General features: G+C 42.4%; 14 protein-coding genes and 1 pseudogene. 9 read left to right on the forward strand and 6 right to left on the reverse strand.

Annotated elements, in window-relative coordinates:
• The first annotated feature begins 6 nt into the window (after positions 1-6).
• From smc to ligA, 3 genes are all read left to right on the forward strand, one after another.
• Positions 7-3,456 (forward strand): chromosome segregation protein SMC, encoded by a 3,450-nt coding sequence (gene smc, locus FTU37_RS11145; RefSeq protein ID WP_180124358.1) that lies wholly within the window; start codon positions 7-9, stop codon positions 3,454-3,456.
• 1 nt (position 3,457) lies between these two features.
• Positions 3,458-4,504 (forward strand): cell division protein ZipA C-terminal FtsZ-binding domain-containing protein, encoded by a 1,047-nt coding sequence (locus FTU37_RS11150; protein ID WP_180124359.1) that lies wholly within the window; start codon positions 3,458-3,460, stop codon positions 4,502-4,504.
• A gap of 98 nt (positions 4,505-4,602) precedes the next feature.
• Positions 4,603-6,636, forward strand: coding sequence for an NAD-dependent DNA ligase LigA (gene ligA / locus FTU37_RS11155; protein ID WP_180124360.1), 2,034 nt, complete (start codon positions 4,603-4,605; stop codon positions 6,634-6,636).
• A 242-nt stretch (positions 6,637-6,878) separates the two neighbouring features.
• Here ligA and FTU37_RS11160 read toward each other — a convergent pair whose 3' ends face one another.
• The 3 genes from FTU37_RS11160 to FTU37_RS11170 form a co-directional block, all read right to left on the reverse strand.
• Positions 6,879-8,342 carry an amino acid permease gene (locus FTU37_RS11160; protein WP_180124361.1) on the reverse strand — a complete coding sequence of 488 codons (1,464 nt, stop codon included), beginning with the start codon at positions 8,340-8,342 and terminating at the stop codon, positions 6,879-6,881.
• Positions 8,342-9,376: a methyltransferase gene (locus FTU37_RS11165; RefSeq protein WP_078192341.1), complete on the reverse strand. Its 1,035-nt coding sequence runs from the start codon at positions 9,374-9,376 to the stop codon at positions 8,342-8,344. The genes FTU37_RS11160 and FTU37_RS11165 overlap by 1 nt, the downstream gene beginning before the upstream one ends.
• Before the next feature lie 66 nt (positions 9,377-9,442).
• Entirely contained in the window at positions 9,443-10,813 is a 1,371-nt protein-coding gene (locus FTU37_RS11170) for a uracil-xanthine permease family protein (RefSeq protein ID WP_078191151.1), read from the reverse strand.
• Positions 10,814-10,986: 173 nt separating this feature from the next.
• Here FTU37_RS11170 and typA point away from each other — a divergent pair, with 173 nt between their 5' ends.
• Together typA and mscL are read left to right on the forward strand one after the other, a co-directional pair.
• Positions 10,987-12,822 (forward strand): translational GTPase TypA, encoded by a 1,836-nt coding sequence (gene typA, locus FTU37_RS11175; RefSeq protein WP_111884800.1) that lies wholly within the window; start codon positions 10,987-10,989, stop codon positions 12,820-12,822.
• 292 nt (positions 12,823-13,114) lie between these two features.
• Positions 13,115-13,546: a large conductance mechanosensitive channel protein MscL gene (gene mscL, locus FTU37_RS11180; RefSeq protein WP_180026898.1), complete on the forward strand. Its 432-nt coding sequence runs from the start codon at positions 13,115-13,117 to the stop codon at positions 13,544-13,546.
• Between the two features lie 38 nt (positions 13,547-13,584).
• On the opposite strand, the gene FTU37_RS11185 is transcribed toward mscL, so the two are convergent.
• The 3 genes from FTU37_RS11185 to mutM form a co-directional block, all read right to left on the reverse strand.
• Positions 13,585-13,959 (reverse strand): hypothetical protein, encoded by a 375-nt coding sequence (locus FTU37_RS11185; protein WP_005007840.1) that lies wholly within the window; start codon positions 13,957-13,959, stop codon positions 13,585-13,587.
• A gap of 197 nt (positions 13,960-14,156) precedes the next feature.
• Positions 14,157-14,435: a peptidylprolyl isomerase gene (locus FTU37_RS11190; RefSeq protein ID WP_180124362.1), complete on the reverse strand. Its 279-nt coding sequence runs from the start codon at positions 14,433-14,435 to the stop codon at positions 14,157-14,159.
• Entirely contained in the window at positions 14,432-15,286 is an 855-nt protein-coding gene (gene mutM / locus FTU37_RS11195; protein WP_180124363.1) for a bifunctional DNA-formamidopyrimidine glycosylase/DNA-(apurinic or apyrimidinic site) lyase, read from the reverse strand. The genes FTU37_RS11190 and mutM overlap by 4 nt, the downstream gene beginning before the upstream one ends.
• A gap of 389 nt (positions 15,287-15,675) precedes the next feature.
• On the opposite strand from mutM, the gene FTU37_RS11200 reads away from it, so the two are divergent.
• From FTU37_RS11200 to FTU37_RS11215, 4 genes and pseudogenes are all read left to right on the forward strand, one after another.
• A complete protein-coding gene (locus tag FTU37_RS11200) occupies positions 15,676-16,929 on the forward strand; it encodes a carbohydrate porin (RefSeq protein WP_180124364.1) in 1,254 nt (417 codons plus the stop codon).
• 18 nt (positions 16,930-16,947) lie between these two features.
• Positions 16,948-19,053, forward strand: a complete 2,106-nt coding sequence (locus FTU37_RS11205; RefSeq protein WP_180124365.1) for a TonB-dependent receptor — start codon at positions 16,948-16,950, stop codon at positions 19,051-19,053.
• A 12-nt stretch (positions 19,054-19,065) separates the two neighbouring features.
• Positions 19,066-20,181: an NADH:flavin oxidoreductase/NADH oxidase gene (locus FTU37_RS11210; RefSeq protein ID WP_168378535.1), complete on the forward strand. Its 1,116-nt coding sequence runs from the start codon at positions 19,066-19,068 to the stop codon at positions 20,179-20,181.
• Positions 20,182-20,262: 81 nt separating this feature from the next.
• Positions 20,263-21,191, forward strand: a pseudogene (locus tag FTU37_RS11215) (AEC family transporter).
• The last annotated feature ends 200 nt before the right edge of the window (positions 21,192-21,391 follow it).

Here is a 21,391-nt window from a genome sequence, read left to right on the forward strand (position 1 = left end):
GACATTATGCGTTTAAGCAGTTTAAAACTTTCCGGCTTCAAATCTTTTGCCGATAGCACAACTCTAAAATTTGAAGGCAACCGTAGTGCGGTTGTTGGACCGAACGGCTGTGGTAAATCCAATGTGATTGATGCCATTCGTTGGGTTATGGGTGAATCCAGTGCCCGTCAATTGCGTGGTGGCACCATGCAAGATGTTATTTTTACCGGAACGGCAAAGCGTAAACCAGTCGGGATGGCGAGTGTTGAACTGCGTTTTGATAACACCTATGGCAAGTTAGGTGGTGCTTATAATGCCTATACTGAACTGGCAGTTCGCCGTCAGGTCAATCGTGATGGTAAATCCGAATATTTCCTCAACGGCACCAAATGCCGCCGTCGTGATATTACCGATATTTTCTTAGGTACCGGTTTAGGTCCGCGTTCGTATGCGATTATTGAACAGGGCATGATCAACCGTTTGGTCGATGCCAAACCTGAAGAAATGCGCGTGTATATTGAAGAAGCCGCAGGGGTTTCTCGCTATCAAGCCCGCCGTCGTGAAACTTTACAGCATCTAGAACACACCACTCAAAATTTAGAACGCCTCGAAGACATTGCATCCGAACTAAAGTCTCAGCTGAAAACCTTAAAACGTCAGTCTGAAACGGCAGTGCAATACAAAGAATTAGAAACCCAGATTCGTACTATTAAGATCGAAGTGCTGTCTTTCCAATGTGAACAAAGCACGCGTTTACAGCAAGAATACACGCTTCAGATGAATGAGCTCGGGGAAACCTTCAAACTGGTTCGTTCTGAGCTGAACACCCTTGAGCATGACTTATCTTCCACCAGTGCTTTATTTCAACGGCTTATTCAACAGTCCACGCCATTACAAAGCGAATGGCAACAGGCGGAAAAGAAACTGTCTGAGTTGAAAATGACGCTGGAGCAAAAGCAGGGTTTATTTGCACAAAATTCGGCAAGTTTGGTGGAGCTTGAAAAGCAAAAAGCTCAAACCAAAGAACGTTTACAGCTATTAGAGTTACAACTGGAAACGCTGCAAGAACAGCAAGATGGATTTGTTGAGCAATTACAGCGCCAAGAAAGCAGTAGTCAAGATCAGACTCAACAATTGGCCGATTTGAAAGCTCAGCATCAACAAGCGGTTCAACAATTTGAACAATGCCGTGGGCAAGTCGAAAAGCAGCAACAGCAAAAGCTACAGATGTTGGCGCAGAGTGAACAATTGACCAAAAATATTGGTCGAATTGAGCAACAACGTGAGACCCTGCAACAGCAAAAAGGTCAAATTCAGCATCAGGCGCAGCAAGATGAGTTGGAGCAGTATCAGCAAGATAAGCAACAGCTCGAACAACAAATTACGCAACAAGAGCAGGTGATTGCCGAAACGCAGACACAGCTTGCAGCTGCACAAGAACAGCAGGCACAGCATAAAAATATGGTGCTGCAGCTAAAGTCAGAAATACAGGTGTTGTTGTCAGAGCAAAAAAACCTAAATCAATTGATGATTAAAGCCAGTCCAAAGCAGCAAAGCCAGCGTCAACATTTAATGCAGCAGTTGCAGTTGAGCACACAAGGTAAACAGCATGCCCAACTGGTCGAGAAATTTTTGTCTAAATGGCTGAGTGCCCAAGTCTTGGGACACAGTGATAATTTTCAAGACAGTATTGCACGTCAGGTCAAAGGCAGTCATCACACCGCAGCACAAATCGTTGGATTAGACGCTTTGGCGACGTGGATTGAAGCACCACAGCTTTCAATCTGGCAGCAGGTCGCGATTGCTGAAACATTGACGGTGGCATTGAGTCATCAGGCTAAACTGGCTGCTGGTCAGTCGATACTCACGCTCGATGGTTATCATGTCGGTGCGGATTGGGTGATTGGTCTAGACTATGATGAGGACAGCCAAGCAGGGCAAGGTGCATTGAGCCACCGTATTCGTTTAGATGAATTGACTGAATTACTTGCAGAGCAGCAGCCTAAGCTGACGCAACTAGAAGGCCAATTGCCTGAGTTGCAAAATGCCGTACAAGCTTTACAGCAAAATCTGCAACAGCAACATAGCCAATTAAAAAATTGGCAAAAAGACATTCAAAATGCTGATGTTGCGATTGCGAAGGTACAAAGTTCCAATCAGGCATTTGCATTACAAAAGCAGCAGTTAGAAGATCAATTGCAGCAACTTGAAGCGCAGCTTGAAGAAGATGCCATGCAAAAAGACGATTTGGAAATAGATCTGCATGCGCTGACGATGAAGCTTGAGCAAGCCTTGCCCAATTATAAAACCTTGCAATTCCAAGTTGAGGAATTGAGTCTAGCGCTGGAAAGTGCTCAGCAAGTGGCATTACACAGTCAGCAAGAATTGGAAATCGTGCATCGTCAGTCTGTACAGACGAAACAACAGATTGAATTATTAGAAAAAGACACGGTGTTTTTGAAAGCGCAAACTCAGCAAATTATTGGACAGATGGAACAAGCAAAGAAATTTGTTGATCCTGTACAGTTAGAATTGCCTGCGCTTGAGTCACAGTATTCAGAGCAGGCTCAAGTCACTGAACGTTTACAAAAAACTTGGAATGACTGGCAGCTTGAACTGAATAACGTGCAGAGCAAACAACAGACATTGACGGAACAACGCCATTCACATCAACAGCAAGATGAAAAATTGCGTACGCAATTGGAAGAAAAGCGTCTAGCTTGGCAATCCGCGCAGTCTGATTTACAGCATTATTCTGAACAGCTGAAAGAAATGAACAGCGAAATGCTGACAGGTTTAAGCATTGATGTGGTATCCCATCAGCAAAAACTCGAAAAAGCGCAGCAGCAGTTTGATAAATTGGGTGCAGTCAACTTGGCTGCGGCAGAAGAATATACTGAAGTTTCTAAACGCTTTGATGATTTAAGCCACCAAATTGATGACTTGCAAAAGACTGTTGAGCAACTGCAAGCCGCGATGAAAAGCATTGATCAGGAAACGCGAAAGCTGTTTATGACAACCTTTGATAAGGTTAATGCTGAACTTCAAGCGTTATTTCCGAAAGTATTTAATGGTGGTGAAGCAAGTTTAAGTCTTGAAGATGGTTGGCAATCAGGTGTAAAACTGATGGCACGACCACCGGGTAAACGAAATAGCTCTTTGGCATTATTGTCAGGTGGTGAAAAGGCACTGACCGCATTGGCTTTGGTTTTTGCGATTTTCCGCCTAAATCCTGCACCATTTTGCGTTTTAGACGAAGTCGATGCACCTTTAGACGATGCAAATGTAGGAAGATTTTGTAATCTTGTAAAAGAGCTTTCAGAACAAGTGCAATTTATCTACATTACACACAATAAACTGGCTATGACAATGGCAACTGACTTACTTGGTGTGACCATGCCAGAACCAGGAACTTCAAAATTAGTGACTGTGAATATAGAGCAAGCCAAAGAATACGGTTTAGCTGCGGAGGCATAACATGGAAATCACCACTATAGCTGGGATTGTAATCGCTGTAATTATCATGGTTGTGGGTATTCGAATGATGTTTCGTAAACCTGCAGATGCAGCGCCATCACTTGACACCGAATTACATATTGATCCTGATAGTCAGCAACCTGTTATTCCGCGCCATGTACGAAATCAGTTAAATACATCTGAAACCACGCCACGTGTAGAGCCGACTTTGGCTGAGAAAAAAGTTACAGCGGTTGAAGCGACTGAAACTGTTCAAGCGAATGTAACGCAAGAAGCAACGGCAACGGAACCAACTGAGCAGAGCGTTGAAGCTAAGACTGAGGCGACTACGACAGATCCCGTTTCAGTTGAAAACGCTCAAACTGCAACAGAAGACAGTACCTTGTCTACAGAAGCAACTGAATCTACAACTGTTGCATCTGTAGCCGCCGATGCCAATCACGCAGCGACTGCTGCGACGGACGTTCAGGCTGATGCTGTTCCTGCAGAAAAAGCGCCAGAATTTAGTGTAAATAGCGCAATTGAAAAAGCTGAAATTAGCGATTTTGATGAAGAAAGCAGTATTTTGGATGCGCATTTACATGAACAAAAAATTGTTGATGAAGAAAGTGCTTTAGCGACTGCGGAAACTTATATCGCCTTAAATGTGTTCCCGGATAGCCGTGCCTTGTCGGGTGAAAAAGCATTAAAAGTGTTACTCAAATACGGCCTGCGTTTTGGCGAAATGGCCTGTTTCCATCGCTATGATGAAGAAGGTACAAAGTTATTATTCTCTGTATTGCAAATGAATAATGATGGCGCTGCGCAAGGTTTTGATCTTGAAACTTTATCGACTGAAGAAGTAAAAGGTTTGGCTTTCTTCTTAGCGCTGCCACACAGCGATGTACAAAATGCCTTTGATACCATGGATAGCATTTCACGTCTAATTGCCCGTGAAATTGACGGTACTGTGTATGATCAAAATAACCAAGAATTTACACCGCAGATGCGTGAACATTGGCGTCATCAAGCCATTGATTATCGTCAAGGTCAAGCTATCGAAGTCTAAGCGTCTTTGATTGAAACTCACCGAGTGGGTTTCTATAATAGCAACAGATAATGAAATTTGAGGGCGGAGCATGAACCGCCCTTTTTTATGGTGAATGTATGACACAACAATCCACTGTCGTTGCACAGATGCGACAACTGATTCAACTCTTGGCGAAGCATAACCATGCCTACTATGTCATGGACACACCAGAAATTGAGGACAGTGAATATGATCAACTTTTTCACCAATTAAAAGCTTTAGAAGAGCAATACCCTGATTTAGTACAACCTGATACACCAACTACAAAAGTGGGTGGAAAGGCCTTGTCTAAGTTTGAATCTGTAACCCATGCAGTACCCATGTTGTCATTGGGTAATGTGTTTAATGCAGAAGATTTATTTGCCTTTGCGCGTCGTGCGGAAGAGCGCTTGCCGAATCAAAAAATTGAATATGATGTCGAATTAAAATTTGATGGACTGGCGATTTCTCTCTGGTATGAAAATGGCATTTTAGTCCGTGGTGTGACACGGGGCGATGGTGAAACAGGGGAAGACATTACCCAAAATGTAAAAACCATTCGTAATTTGCCTAAAGTACTGACTTCTACACAGACCAATATTCCAAGTCTGCTTGAAGTTCGTGGTGAAGTCCTGATGCCAAAGTCAGGCTTTGAAAAGCTCAATGCTGAAAACGAAGCCAATGGTGAAAAAACCTTTGCCAATCCACGAAATGCAGCAGCAGGAAGCTTACGTCAACTCGACCCTGCAATTGCGGCTTCACGTCCATTGGCTTTTTATGCTTATGGCATTGCACAGTGCGAACCACATCATGGTCAAACCACCATGTCTGCTAGCTTAGAATGGCTGACGCAGTTTGGTTTTGCTGTCGGTGAACGTCACTTTATTTGTGACAGCATTCAGGACGTACAAGCTGCGTATGAGCAAATGATCATTGATCGTCCAAGCCTGAGTGTTGAAATTGATGGCATGGTGATTAAAGTGAATAGTTTGAAACAGCAGCAAACTTTAGGTTTTTTAAGCCGTGAGCCACGCTGGGCAACGGCATATAAATTCCCTGCAGTCGCAGCGCTCACGACAGTTGAAAATATTGATTGGCAAGTGGGGCGTACAGGCACTTTGACCCCAGTCGCACGTTTAAACCCTGTGGCAGTCGGAGGGGTAACGGTTTCCAATGTCACTCTTCATAATATTGGTGAAATTCACCGTTTAGATGTCCGTGTGGGTGATACAGTCAGTGTCTACCGTAGTGGCGATGTGATTCCAAAAGTGGAAAAAGTATGGCCTGAATTCCGTCCTGTAGATACGGTAGAAGTTCAGTTACCTGCATATTGCCCAGTCTGCTCATCTCCAGTGGTGATGCCCGAAGGTGAAGCCTTGGCACGTTGTTCAGGTGGTTTGTACTGTGCTGCACAGCGTATTGAGGCGATTCGTCACTTTGTATCGCGTAAAGCTATGGACATTGAGGGCTTAGGCGACCGTTGGGCGGAATCACTTTTACATTTGGATCTGCTCAAAGATGTGGCTGATATTTATAGCTTGCATGCGCATCGTGAAAAATTACTGACTATTGAAAAAATGGGCGAGAAGTCGGTTCAAAACCTCATCGATTCTATTGAAAATAGTAAGAAAACGACACTAAGTGCATTTATTTATGCACTCGGCATTCGAGGCGTGGGTGAAACCACGGCACGCATGCTCGCGAATACTTTCCAAACCTTTGATGCGATTCGTCATGCAGATCTAGAATCCTTGAAAAAAACGCCAGACGTTGGTGATATTACCGCTGAATGGATTGTCGATTTTTTCCAAGCGCCGCATAACCTCGAAGTGGTTGATCGTTTGTTGGCAGCTGGGATTCATTGGGATGCACCTGTTGCACCAAGTCGTCAGCCGCTGAATGGCGAGAGTTGGGTGATTACTGGGACATTGAGTACCATGGGGCGTGATGAAGCGACGCAAATGCTTCAAGCCTTAGGCGCACGTGTCAGTGGTAGTGTTTCGGGTAAAACCAAATGTGTAGTTGCAGGTGAAAAGGCAGGTTCTAAATTAGAAAAGGCTGAAAAGTTGGGTGTACCTGTGATGAGCGAAGAAGAGTTTATTAGATTTGTACAACAGCATAATGCTTCTTAACTATTGAAAATCAAACCTGAAAAGGTGATTAATTTTGAACAAACGCCTGATGCATTGCATTGGGCGTTTTTATTTGAGCGCTTAAAAATGATCGAATGAGTAGATAAATTGGCGGTTATAGGTGAGACAACGTACTTTAAATAGACACTAAGCATTTTGTTAAAGCGTGAATGTATTGAGATACGATTTTAGCCATAAAAAAAGCAGCTTAGGAGCTGCTTTTTTTTTATTCAGTGATCACATTATTCTTGATCAACTTTCATTGGTTTTACATCCATTTCTTGATATGAAACCAACTTGGTTTTGTGTTTCCACTTATAGCCAAACCAAATGGCAAGGAATAAGAAAATACCAATATAGGTAGAAACAACGGCTAACCACTCACCATCTAAAACGGCTTGATAGTTCTGACCAAGGACCACGATGGTACATAAAATAAAGGCAAACCACGGTGCAAATGGGAAGAATTTTGCACGGTAAGCAAGATCTTCCAATTTATTGCCTTGAGCCAAGTAGCCTTTACGGAAGCGATAATGTGAAACTGCAATACCGAGCCACACAATAAAGCCACACATACCTGACATGTTCAGTAACCAGTTAAAGACCGCTTGTTCACCGATAAATGTGGTTAAGAAGCACAGTGCCGCAATCGCCGTTGTTGCATAAAGCGCATTCATCGGTACGCCACGTGCATCTAAGCGACCAAAGACTTTCGGCGCACTGCCTTTACGTGCCATATCAAACAGCATACGAGTAGAGGAGTACATACCAGAGTTACCTGCTGATAAAATCGCAGTTAAGATCACCGCATTCATTACTGATGCAGCAAAGGCAAAACCTGCTTTTTCATACAGTAAGGTAAATGGTGATAGTGCAATATTTTCAGTAGATGCTGCTTGTAATAAACGTGGGTCATCATAGGCAATAAGAGTGCCGATAATGAAAATACACACGATATAAAACAACAAGATACGCCAGAAAATTTGCTTGATGGCAATAGGAATGGTTTTTTCAGGATCTTTCGATTCACCTGCAGCCACACCAACCATTTCAGTCCCTTGGAAAGAGAAACCGGCAATCATGGCCACACCAATCAAGGCAGATAAACCGCCGACAAATGGGGCTTCACCCTTGGTCCAGTTGGCAAATGTTTCTACGCCCGGTGTCAGCATGATTTTGCCAATCATAAACAGGCCGATAATGATAAAGGCAACAATTGCGAGCACTTTAACAAGCGAGAAGAAGAATTCGGATTCACCGAAGCCTTTTACGGTCAGTGCATTAATGGCAAAGACGATTGCGAGGAAAATCGCACTCCAGTAGAAGCCCGGAATATCTGGAAACCAGAATTTCATAATGAATTGGACAGCAACCAATTCAAATGCCACGGTAATTGCCCAGTTATACCAATAGTTCCAACCCAAAGCGAAGCCGAAACCACCCTCGACATACTTTGTGCCGTAGGTAAAGAATGCACCCGAAGTTGGATTGTGTGTTGCAAGCTCACCTAAGCTGGTCATCAAGAAGTAAATCATGATACCAATTAAGCAGTATGCAAGCAGGGCGCCACCCGGGCCTGCATTGGCAATGGTTGCTCCAGAGGCTAGAAATAAACCTGTACCAATTGAACCACCAATTGCAATCATGTTGAGATGGCGAGCACCCAACTTACGCTGAAGCTGAGCTGGTTTTTGAGTTTCGCTCATCATTGTTCCTTAAGATTTTTTTGCGTGCTCGCAAACAAGACTTTAAATCCTTGTTGGTCGGCTTTGATTGTACATTGACCGTAATGTTGCTCAATTAAAGTCGGATAATTGAGGAATCGGTTGGCAACAATCCAAAGCTCACCCCCAGACTTCAAATGTCTGCGCGAAGTTTTGCATAGATTTTCACTGGCATTGTAGTCGGTTTGAATCCCTTGATGGAAGGGTGGATTGCTGACTATGGCATGTAAAAATAGTGGTGCATCCTCGATTCCTGTGACCGCTTTAATCTCAAGTTGTTCAGGTTCAAGCAAATTTTGTTCAAATGTCATTTGTGTAGACGCCAGTGCAAAGGCATCTACATCCATGGCAAAGATACGATTTTTAGGATTTAGTTTGGCTAAATAAGCACTGATAACACCCGCACCACAGCCAAAATCTGCAATTTTGCCCGAAGTGACTTGTGATAAATAAGGCAATAAGGTAGCCGTACCCACATCTAAACGGTTCTGGCTAAATACGCCAGGCAGTGCGCAAATCGTAAGCTCACCATTTGGGGTTTCAACTGGATATTTTTGCACCCAATCTTGCAGTGGCTTCAGTGTGACAGTTTTTTCCAATAGGGTTTGCCACATTTGGCAGTGACGCGCGCTATCAATTTTTAGGGTTTTACCAAAGGGTTGTAATTGTTTTGCTGCGCGTTCAACACCGCCTTTTTTCTCACCCACGAGGAAAATAGACGCACCTTGAGCAAGGTGACTTGCCACATTGTGTAATAAATAATTTAGCAGTTCTTTTGATTTTGGAACAAAAATAACCGCTTGATCAAACTGACCTTCAGGAAAATCGACACCAAAATGGACGTTTGACTGTTGATTTTGAAAGTACTGAAAATCATTAAAATTCCAGCACCAAATCGATGGCTTAATATTGTCATTCAATTGACTGAGTAAGTCATCTGTCGGTGCATTTACGAAAAGCACGCGATCTTGTAATAAATCGATCTGTCGTATAACGACTTCACTTGTGAGATCCATAGATTTCTCCATCATAAAAAACACTGCCTAGGGTGGAACCTAGGCAGTGTTCTTTGACAAATGAACTTACTTCTTCACTTCAGGAAGAACAATATTCAAAATAAGGGCAGCGATACCACCAGTGGCAACGCCTGAACTGAAGATATTACGGAACAATTCAGGAAGATGTTCAAGGATTTGTGGTACTTGTGCAACACCTAGACCCAATGCCAATGAAATCGCAATGATTAATAGTGCGCGGCGGTCTAAATGAATGCCTGACAAGATATTGATACCCGAGGCTGCTACAGCACCAAACATTACCATCACAGCACCACCGAGTACGGCTTGTGGAACCGCCTGAATGACACCTGCAACAGCAGGAAGTAAGCCTAAAATAACCAATAAGGCAGCAATCCAAATGCCTACATAGCGGCTTGCAACACCTGTTAACTGAATAACACCGTTGTTTTGCGCAAATACAGAACTTGGGAACGTGTTAAAGATACCGGCAAGGAATGAGTTTGCACCATTCACCAATACACCACCTTTAATACGCTTCATCCATTCAGGGCCATCTACAGCTTGATTTGAAAGCTTAGAAGTCGCGGTAATATCGCCAATCGCTTCCAAAGATGTCACAAGGTAGATAAATGCCATTGGAATAAACAAGCTCCACGAGAAGCTTAAGCCAAAGTGCATCGGTGTTGGAATTTGAACCAGTGGCGCATCTTTTAAGCCATCAAAGTTTAAATGACCCATAAAGCCTGCAAGGATGTAACCCACGACTAAGGCAATTAGGATGGCAGAACTTTTTACCCATGTAATACGCACACGGTTCAATAAAATGATCAGTGCCAAAACGGTACATGACATGATGAGGTTGTCTGCATTGGCAAATGTTTTATCGCCCATAGCTTGATAACCACCACCCATGCTGATCAGGCCTTCTTTAATTAAAGTCAGACCAATCAATAGCACCACAATACCTGTTACCAATGGGGTAATCAGTTTTTTCACCCACGGTAAGATCCGTGACACACCCATTTCAATGAATGAACCCGCGATCACCACACCAAAGATAGATGCCATCACTGCTTCTACAGGTGTACCTGCCGCAACCATCGCAGAACCAATACCGATAATAGGACCAATAAAGTTAAAGCTGGTTCCTTGTACAATCAGGAGACCTGCACCAAATGGACCGACTTTTTTACATTGTAAAAAGGTTGCGATACCAGAGATCACCAATGACATCGACAGAATCATATTGGTATCTTCTTTTGACACACCAAGTGCTAAACAGATCAGCAGACCCGGCGTCACAATTGGGACAATAATGGCCAATAAATGTTGGAACGCAGCGAGAAAAGCAATAAAAGGTTTTGGTCGATCATTCAATCCATAGACTAAATCGAGTTGATCTTTTGCTTCGGGAGATTGGTTTAAATCAGACATGCGGCACTGAAAATTAAGGCTAGGTGGCGCTATTCTAATCTGTTTACACAGCTTTACAAAACCAAAAGCATACCAGTCGTCAAAAAAAATGCGATTGTCAATAAACTGTCACTACTAAAATCTATATTTTTTCTGTATAATTTGCCCTCAAACTTTAGGCGTATCGAATTCACATGTCAGATATTAAAACTCTCCGTAACATTGCCATCATCGCGCACGTCGACCATGGTAAAACTACTCTTGTAGACAAACTTTTACAGCAATCAGGTGCTCTTGGCGATCGCGCAGGCGAGATCGAACGTGTAATGGATTCTGGCGCTATTGAAAGTGAACGTGGTATTACCATTCTTGCAAAAAACACTGCAATCAAATGGTTAGACAAGCGTACTAACACTGAATACCGTATCAATATCGTGGATACCCCGGGACACGCCGACTTCGGTGGTGAAGTAGAACGTGTAATGTCAATGGTTGACTGCGTACTTCTTCTGGTTGACTCTCAAGAAGGCCCAATGCCACAAACTCGTTTCGTAACGCAAAAAGCGTTCGCACGTGGTTTGAAACCAATCGTAATTATTAACAAAGTCGACAAGCCAAACGCTCGTCCAGACTGGGTAATTGACCAAGTATTTGATTTGTTCGACAACCTTGGTGGTTCTGACGAACAGTTAGACTTCCCAGTTGTATATGCTTCAGGTCTTCGTGGTGTGGCTGGTCCATCTCCAGAAGAACTTGCTGAAGACATGACTCCATTGTTCGAAACAATTGTAGACATCGTTGAACCACCAGCGGTTGACGTTGACGGTCCATTCCAAATGCAAGTGTCTTCACTTGACTATAACAGCTTCGTAGGTGTTATCGGTGTTGGTCGTATTCAACGTGGTTCAGTGAAATTAAACACTCCTGTAACTGTAATCGACAAAGACGGTAAAACACGTAACGGTCGTATCTTAAAAATCATGGGTTACCATGGTTTAGAGCGTATCGATGTTGAATCAGCTTCTGCTGGTGACATTGTTTGTGTAACGGGTATTGATGAACTTCATATCTCTGACACAATCTGTGATCCAAAAGCAGTTGAAGCTTTACCTGCACTTTCTGTAGACGAACCTACAGTATCGATGACTTTCCAAGTAAACAACTCACCGTTTGCTGGTAAAGAAGGTAAATTCGTAACTTCACGTAATATCCGTGAACGTCTAGATCGCGAATTGATTCACAACGTAGCATTACGTGTTGAAGATACTGACAGTCCTGACCGTTTCAAAGTATCTGGTCGTGGTGAGCTTCACCTTTCAGTTCTTATTGAAAACATGCGTCGTGAAGGCTTCGAAATGGGCGTATCACGTCCACAAGTAATCATCAAAGAAATTGATGGTGAAAAACAAGAGCCATACGAAAACGTAACGTTTGACGTTGAAGAGCAGCACCAAGGCGCTGTAATGGAACAAATGGGTCACCGTAAAGGTGAAATGACCAATATGGAAGTTGACGGTAAAGGCCGTATCCGTATTGAAGCAACAGTTCCTTCACGTGGTTTGATTGGTTTCCGTTCTGAATTCTTAACTATGACTTCAGGTACAGGTATCATGACTTCAAGCTTCTCGCACTACGGTCCAATGAAACAAGGTACTGTTGCGAAACGTCAAAACGGTGTGTTGATTTCTATGGTTCAAGGTACTTGCTTGGGCTATGCACTATTCAGCTTACAAGACCGTGGCCGTCTATTCGCTAAACCTCAGTTAGAAGTTTATGAAGGTATGATCGTTGGTATTAACTCACGTTCAGACGACATGACTGTTAACCCAACTAAAGCGAAACAGCTAACTAACGTACGTGCTTCTGGTACTGATGATGCGTTGACTCTTGTTCCGCACATTGAATTTACGCTTGAACAAGCGCTTGAATTCATTGAAGATGACGAATTAGTTGAAGTAACTCCTAAGTCAATTCGTATCCGTAAACGCTGGTTGACTGAAAACGAACGTAAACGTAACCGTAACGGTTAATTTTACAGTTTCAAAAAAACCGCTGACTTAGGTTAGCGGTTTTTTTTATGCATGGGTGTTTTGAATAAAAATGCAAAAATTGAATGACTTTATTCATTTGATCCGACATACAAAATTTTGATAAATCCTTTTTAATAGAGTGAATTACTATAGTGAAAAATGTTTTGTGTGAATTTTTATACATGGCATTTAGAATCTAATAAAAACCAAGTAAATTAGGTGGAAATAGTTATACAGATATAATGTATACTTCGTCACAAAATTAAAGCTGAAAAAAATTTCTGGAGATCACATGAGTATTATTCAAGAATTTAAAGAATTTGCCGTGAAAGGCAACGTGATGGACTTGGCTGTCGGTGTCATCATTGGTGGTGCTTTCGGTAAAATCATCGATTCCATGGTAAAAGACATTATCATGCCTTTTATTTCTTGGATCCTTGGTGGTGACGTTGATTATTCAAATTGGTTCTTAGTATTGGGCGATAACCCAAACAATTTAACCACGCTAAAAGCAGCACAGGATGCAGGCCTTAATGTTTTGGCTTACGGTAACTTCTTAACTATCTTAATCAACTTCTTGCTTTTGGCATGGGTCGTATTCTGGTTAGTGAAATTGATGAACAAATTGCGCCGTCAAAAAGTTGAAGAGCCAGCTCCAGAGGCGACTCCAGAAGATATCGAATTACTTCGCGAAATTCGTGATGAATTAAAACGTAAAGGTTAATCCTTTAGCAGTGAAAACGGCGCTTAAAGCGCCGTTTTTTATTGTGAATTTTGTTGAGGCGTCATTTTCATAAACTTAGGTTCTGATGTCGAAAAAACAATGCCATTTCGAATGCCTGTAAATACTTCATTTGCTTCTTCAGGTGATTCGGGTGCGCAGGCTTGTTGACCTAATATAAATAAGACTAAAGGGTGATTTTTGGATAATTTGCTAATTTGCTGTATCGCATCATACCATTTTGATTCATCGTTACGATTCCCATCTAAATCTAGTGCCAACTGGACTTCACCATGAGGGTTCATATCTTGATCATCATATAATGCTTGGATAAGTGCATGCTTTCGTTCACCTCGAATGATTGTAAAATCTGTTGTATCGACAGTGCCAAGACGAAAATAGTTGTAATAGCCCAATGGAATGTCCTTTATTTATTATTAAGTAGAATTGATTTAGTGCAATGTTATCTGGTTGCTATGATTTATATTATATGATTGAAAACCGCCAGCCAATGTTCTGAACGATTGAAAAAAATACTGGGATTATGTGCTTTAAGATGAAAAGCACATATTCGCGATATACTCGTTATAGCATGTTCAATGTGGGTGCTATGTTACATCCGAAACTTAATTTCTAATAAATGCCAGCCAAATTGGCTTTTGATCGGGCCATGCAGTTCACGTTCGGGTAGGGTAAATACTGCTTTATCAATTGGGCCAACCAACTGGCCTTTTTTAATGTCGCCAAGCTCACCGCCTTTTTTAGCCGAAGGGCATGTCGAATGCTGCTTTGCAATTTTGGCAAAGTCCGCACCGCCTTTGATTTTCTTTTTCAGTTGCTCACATAGTTCTTTATCTTTGACTAATATGTGGCGAACAATCGCAGACTTCATGCGTTATTTCCTTTCACGGTTTTCTTAGTCAGCATTTTAACCTTTTTTAAAGGCTGACACTCTGGGCAAAACACCGATGCACGTTGCCCTAGTTTGATATTTTGCAAGATGGTTTCACAGTTGATGCACATTTCACCGGCACGTCCGTAGGCGAGCAGAGTTTGTTGGAAATAACCATTTTCGCCCATCGCATTGGTGTAATCACGTAAAGTCGAACCGCCTAAATCAATTGCCTGTTTTAAAATACGTTTGATTTCGATGACCATTTTTTCAACTTGTTCAAAACTCAAACTTGATGCAGGCTGCGCAGGGTGTATGCCTAAGTTAAATAAGCTTTCCGTTGCATAAATATTGCCCACACCGACTACGATATGATTGTCCATGATCGATACTTTGATACCGGTCTGCTTATTTTTAAATTTTTGGAATAAGTATTCAGCATTAAACGCATCACTCAGCGGTTCAGGGCCAAGCGTGTCAATCAGTTTGCTTTGAGATGATGCATCTAACCATAAAATACAGCCAAAACGGCGCGGATCATGATAGCGTAATTGCATATCTTCAAAATGAATCACCAGATGATCATGCTTTCGTAATGCTTCATGACCTTCACAAATCCGAAAACTGCCAGACATGCCCAAATGCCACAACATGCTGTCCTGTTCAAATTCAGCCAAAATATATTTTGATCGACGGCTGAGCTGAAGCAGCTTTTGTCCGACGAGTTTTTGAATGTCGTCAGGAATAGGCCAACGCAGGCTCGACTGAAAAACCTCAACTTTGAGAACCTTTTCATTCAATAATGGCAATAAACTGGTTTTAGTGGTTTCTACTTCTGGTAATTCAGGCATAAAGGTCGAAGCAATGGATCAGTCAAGTTATGCATACTATTGGGTCTAGCCCTACAGAATGCAAGTTTCATCGCGGCCTAAGGGAGTGTATGAATAGGTTATTGATTATTAATTGTGAGAATAATAAACCAACAAGTCACAATAATGAGTTTGAATAACCGATCAGAAGTTAAACAATTGAAATAATAGATATATAAGATATTGAAAAATAATCACTAAAAATATTGCATAACAATAGATTTATTTAAAATCACTTATTGATAAATTAAAGTTTGGTGAATGATAAAAATAATGCTGAGATAGAACGTGAAAAATTATGTAATTTTTGTGACATTAGATTTCAAGCCTTGTGGCTTGTCTAGAGACTCTCTCCAGATTTAGGTTTTACCATGAAAAAATACAGTCTAGCTCTTCTACCTGCATTTATTGCAGCAGCCATGACACATGTTCACGCCGCAGAAGCATTCGACACTAAAGGTCAGTACATGCTCGGGGATTGGGATGGTAAACGTACCGAACTTGCACAACAAGGTGTGAAGTTTGAGGCCAATATTGCTGCTGATGCTGCCTATCTTGCCGATGGCGGTCGTAATCCGGGACATTCAGCAACGGTAGCCAGCCAATTGTGGTTAGGAACACAGCTTGATATGGAAAAACTTGCAGGTTGGGATGGCGTGACTGTGCGTGCTGTAATGACTGCTCGTCAAGGTCAAAGTACCTCAGTTCGTGATTTGCAAGGGGATGTTCCTCAATTGGCAAATGCACAAGCCAATTTTGGTCGTGGTAATCAGAAAACTCGCTTATCTGAACTGTCTATTGAAAAGCAATTTAAACAGCAAGGCTTAAGCATTAAAGCAGGCCGTTTAGGTTTGGGCATGGACTTTAACGTGATGGGCTGTGACTTTGCCAGTACTGCGTTTTGCGCTGCGCAAATGGGTAAATGGCAAGGCAATATTTGGATGAATACCCCAGTTTCACAGTGGGGCGCACGTGTGAAGCAAGAGCTTAGCCCAGAACTTGCTGTACAAGCGGGTGTGTATGAATACAACCCTGAAAATGCTTTGGAACGCCATGGTTGGAATTTGGATACCGATGATGCCGATGGTGTAACTATTCCTGTAGAAATCATTTGGACACCGAAAGCATTGGTGAATGGCTTACCGGGCAGCTACCGCTTTGGTGCGATGTACAACACTGCAGATAATGTAAAAAATCAAAAAGACATTATTTCGGGTGAAGCTGAAGATCGTACCTTTGGTGGTTGGGTAGCGATTGAGCAACAGTTAACGTCTACAGGTGAAGGCAAACGTGGTTTGCATAGCTTTGCCAATTTTACTTGGCATGATCGTGTCACCACAAAAGTTGATAACTCACAGCAGTTGGGTTTGAAATACATTGGATTGGCCGATCGTTTACCTAACGATATGGTTGGCTTGGGCGTGAACCGTGTACATGTCAATGATCGACTTTCTGCTGAGAAATTTGATGCAAGTGCAGAATATAATGTCGAGTTGAACTATAGCCATAACCCGACGAAATGGTTGATGATTCGCCCTAGTTTACAATATGTGATTAACCCAGGCTCAACAAATCGAGTTGATGATGCTTTCCTAATTGGTTTAAGCTCTAAGGTAATCTTCTAATGTCAAAATAGGTGCTCTATGCAAAGTAAATTTAACGTCACATCATTTAAGACACATTTACTTTGCCTGACGGCATGTATTAGTCAACAGCTGTATGCAGAAACAGGTTCTACGGAACCTGTTTTACTTCCTGAGATTACCATTGAAGCACCACGAACCAATACCACGTGGTTAAAAACACCTGCATCGGTATACCGTGTACAGCAGGCTGAAAATAGTAACAATACGGATGTGAATCTGTCCGAAACCTTAAAAGGTGTGCCCGGATTACAACTCAATAACCGTGAAAACTATGCACAAGACTTGCAACTGTCTATGCGAGGCTTTGGCGCACGTTCAACATTTGGTGTGCGTGGTATCCGTTTATATGTTGATGGAATCCCTGCGACCATGCCGGATGGTCAGGGACAGACGTCAAATATCGATATGAGTAGCTTAAATCATATCGAGGTATTGGGCGGGCCATTTTCCTCTTTATACGGTAACTCTTCGGGTGGGGCGATCTTAACAACGACCAAGCAAGGTATTGGAAAAGGCTCCATCGAACTCGGCTATTCAGGCGGCAGTCATAATAAAAGCCGTGCTGATATTGTGCTGCAAGGTGGCTCAGAACAGGCCAATGAACCTAGCTATGTTGTGAGTTCTTCTTATTTTGAAACCGATGGCTACCGTGATCATAGTGCTGCAAATAAGGTACTCAGCAATGCAAAACTGACGTGGGATTTGGATGATGGTTCCAAGGTCAATTGGATTGTGAATCATGTGGATATCAATGCCGATGATCCACAAGGTCTGAATCGGGAGCAATTGCGTCAAAATCCGAAACAAGTTAATGATGCCAATAATACCTATGATGTACGTAAGGAAATTAGCCAAACTCAAACTGGGTTGACGTGGAAAAAACCATTGAATGAGCAGCATGAACTCAATGCAATGGTGTATATGGGGCAACGTGATGTGGTGCAGTATCAGTCCATCCCCAAAAATCCACAAAATAATGCGCGCCATGCAGGTGGTGTGATTGATTTTAGCCGTGATTATTATGGAACAGATATTCGCTGGACAGGCAAAGACCTTTTGCCGAATACGCGTTTTACTGCAGGCCTTGCCTTTGATTATATGGATGAAGACCGTAAGGGCTATGAAAATTTTGATGCCAATGGAAATTTTGGCAAGAATGGCAATATTCGTCGAAATGAAAATAACACCTTGTGGAATTTAGATCCCTATGTCCAAGCTTCGTGGAATTTTTTACCCAATTGGACTTTAGATACAGGGCTACGATATAGCAATGTTCATTATGAATCTGACGATAAATATGTCGTGGGTTTAAATAAGGATGACAGCGGTAAAACCGACTATGACAAAGTTTTACCTTCAGCAGCATTAAGTTGGAATATTGCGCCTCAACTGAATGCCTATGCCAGTTATGCCAAAGGTTTTGAAACACCGACCTTTACAGAAATGGCCTATTCTAAAGATGACGGTATGAATTTTGATTTAAAACCGGCCAGTAGCGATAACTACGAGCTTGGGCTTAAATCACAAAATGCATTGGGGAATTTCACTGCAGCGGTGTTCCAAAGCAAAACTCAAGATGACATCGTCTCTGCAGGAAGTATCAATGGTCGTGCAACCTATAAAAATGCCGATAAAACCTTACGTGAAGGTGTGGAGCTTTCGTGGAATAAACAGCTATGGCGAGATTTAAGCGCGCAAGCAAGTTACAGTTATATCGATGCCACTTTTGATGCCGCAATTCCTGACAGTGATGTCGTCAAAGGCACCTATATTCCGGGTATTGCCAAAAACCAAGCGTTTGCCACACTGAATTGGCTGCCAGATATTGGCTTTAATGCCGGCCTAGATGTTCGCTATATGGATAAAGTCTATGTCGATGATGCCAACAGTGATGCTGCGTCGAGCTATACCGTGGTTTCTGCCAACGCTGGTTATGTGTGGAAACAAGCAGATTGGAAAGTTAAAACCTATGTACGTGTAGATAATTTGTTTGATGAAAACTATGTCGGTTCAGTGATCGTCAATGATGGAAATGGACGCTTCTTTGAACCCGCGGATGGTTTGAATTGGAGTGCAGGATTAAGTGTGACCAAAGCCTTCTAAAAGGAGAGTAATGTGGCGTTGTTATTTCAACCAATTCAGTTTGGAACATTGGGGCTGACTAATCGAATCGTGATTGCACCCATGTGTCAATATTCTGCCAATGAGCAAGGGGAGTTAAGCTATTGGCATGAACAACAATGGGCGAATTATGCCTTGTCAGGTGCCGGACTTTGTATCGTCGAGGCAACGGCTGTACAGGCAGAGGGACGCATTAGCTATGCAGACCTCGGTCTTTGGAATGATATGCAACGCGCACAGATGAAGGCACTATTGGCCAAGGTGAAATCACTTTCCCCTATGCCATTTGCTATCCAACTGGCACATGCGGGTCGTAAGGCATCGACAGATAAACCTTGGGCAGGACGTGGACAATTACCCCCAGATCATCCTCAAGGATGGCAAACTGTTTCAGCAAGTGAGTTGCCCTTTAATGTCACAGATCATGCACCCCATGCTTTAAGTCGAGATGAAATCCAGCAGATCATTCAAGACTTTGCCGATTCAGCAAAACGCGCGGTAGATGCAGGCTTTGACTTAATTGAGCTACATGCTGCACATGGTTATTTACTGCATCAATTTATGTCACCATTGTCGAATCATCGTAGCGATGAATATGGTGGCAGTTTGGAAAATCGCATTCGTCTAACCCTTGAAGTGTTCCAAGCCATGAAAAATGCCGTGCCTGAAGATTATCCAATAGGGGTACGTATTTCCGCAACTGATTGGATGGAATATACTGAAGCACCGAGTTGGGATCTAGACTCGGCTGTTGGTTTGTCAAAAGCGCTTGCACAACTAGGCACAGCCTATATTCATGTTTCTAGTGGCGGCTTAGATGTTGCGCAAAAAATTCAATTACAAGCCAGTTATCAAGTGCCTTTTGCTGAAGCCATTAAGCAAGCCGTTCAGGTTCCCGTAATTGCTGTTGGTTTAATTACCGAAGCAATGCAAGCCGAAGGCATCTTACAATATGGCATGGCAGATGCGATTGGTCTTGCTCGTGCAATTCAATATGACCCGCGTTGGCCATGGCATGCTGCTGCAGAACTCGGTGAAAATTTAAAAATTTCTCCGCAGTACTTACGCTGTCAGCCACATGCACAAAGAAGTCAATTTACGGCTTTCTAATTTTCAAAATTTATAGCGGTCCGATCTACACTCTCAGGTTGAGGGTGTGGATGGCTGAGTCTATTACACAGGATATTTCGTATGGTCTTTGAGGTGATTGGTCCAATCTTTTTTCTTTTGGCCTTGGGATATCTGTCTGTAAAATGCAGTTTATTGAGTAAAGAACAAGTTGGAACCATTGGTGCATTTGTGATTAAAATTGCACTGCCGGCTTTGTTTTTTCAGTCATTAGCTTCTAAAGATTTGCATCAAATTTGGTATCCTGGCTATTTCTTTGTTTATACCGGAGTCACATTTTTATTGTATGGCATGGCCTATTGGCTATTGTCGACACATTTTAAAAATAATATGTCGCAAACAGCGGTACTGTCATTAGGCGCTGGCATGTCAAATACAGGCTTAATTGGCACTGCAGTCCTAAGCTTATTGGTCGGTCAAAATGCGATGACCTATACCTCATTAATCGTCATCATTGAAAGTGTGCTGCTGCTTCCAACGGTGCTGGTCCTTGCGCAATTAGGAAGTTCACAGCAAAAAGCCAATATTGGCGACATCATCAAAAATACCTTATTGACCCTGTTAAAAAATCCACTCTTTGCAGGGGTAATGCTAGGGATTGGTTTTGCAATTTTCCAAATCCGTTTGCCTCATCAAATCAATGATGTACTGGCGATGTTAGGTCAAACGGCTTCACCATTGGCGCTGTTTGCAATTGGTGGTGGGATTGTCGGTATGAGCTTAAAGTATGTGAATGCTCAGAGCTTCTATTTGGTGATTTCAAGCAACTTGGTGATGCCTTTACTGACTTATTTAGGCTTACGTTATTTGACCGATGTCAGCCAAGAGATGTTATATGCAGGGACGATTATTGCCGCATTGCCGATGCCGACGATTTTTGCCATGCTTGGGCAAGTTTATGGCTTAAATGAAATACCTTAACGCCTTTGTTGATGAGTACCATCTTGGGATTTGTCGTAACAGGTGTATTAATCAGTCTGTGGTGGGCGTGATTTTGATCAGCTCAAGATTTTCTTAATCCCATGAAAAAGCCCTGCATATGCAGGGCTTTTTTTAATGCTTAATTTGTCCCGTCCTGAAATAAGTTTACACCTTAAGAGACTTATTTTATGGAACATGCACAAGAACAACGAGTTAAACGCACACAACGTGATTATAGCTTCGCCTTTAAAATGATGGTTGTACATGAAGT

The organism is Acinetobacter sp. YH12097 (assembly GCF_013419225.1).
Taxonomy (GTDB): domain Bacteria; phylum Pseudomonadota; class Gammaproteobacteria; order Pseudomonadales; family Moraxellaceae; genus Acinetobacter; species Acinetobacter amyesii.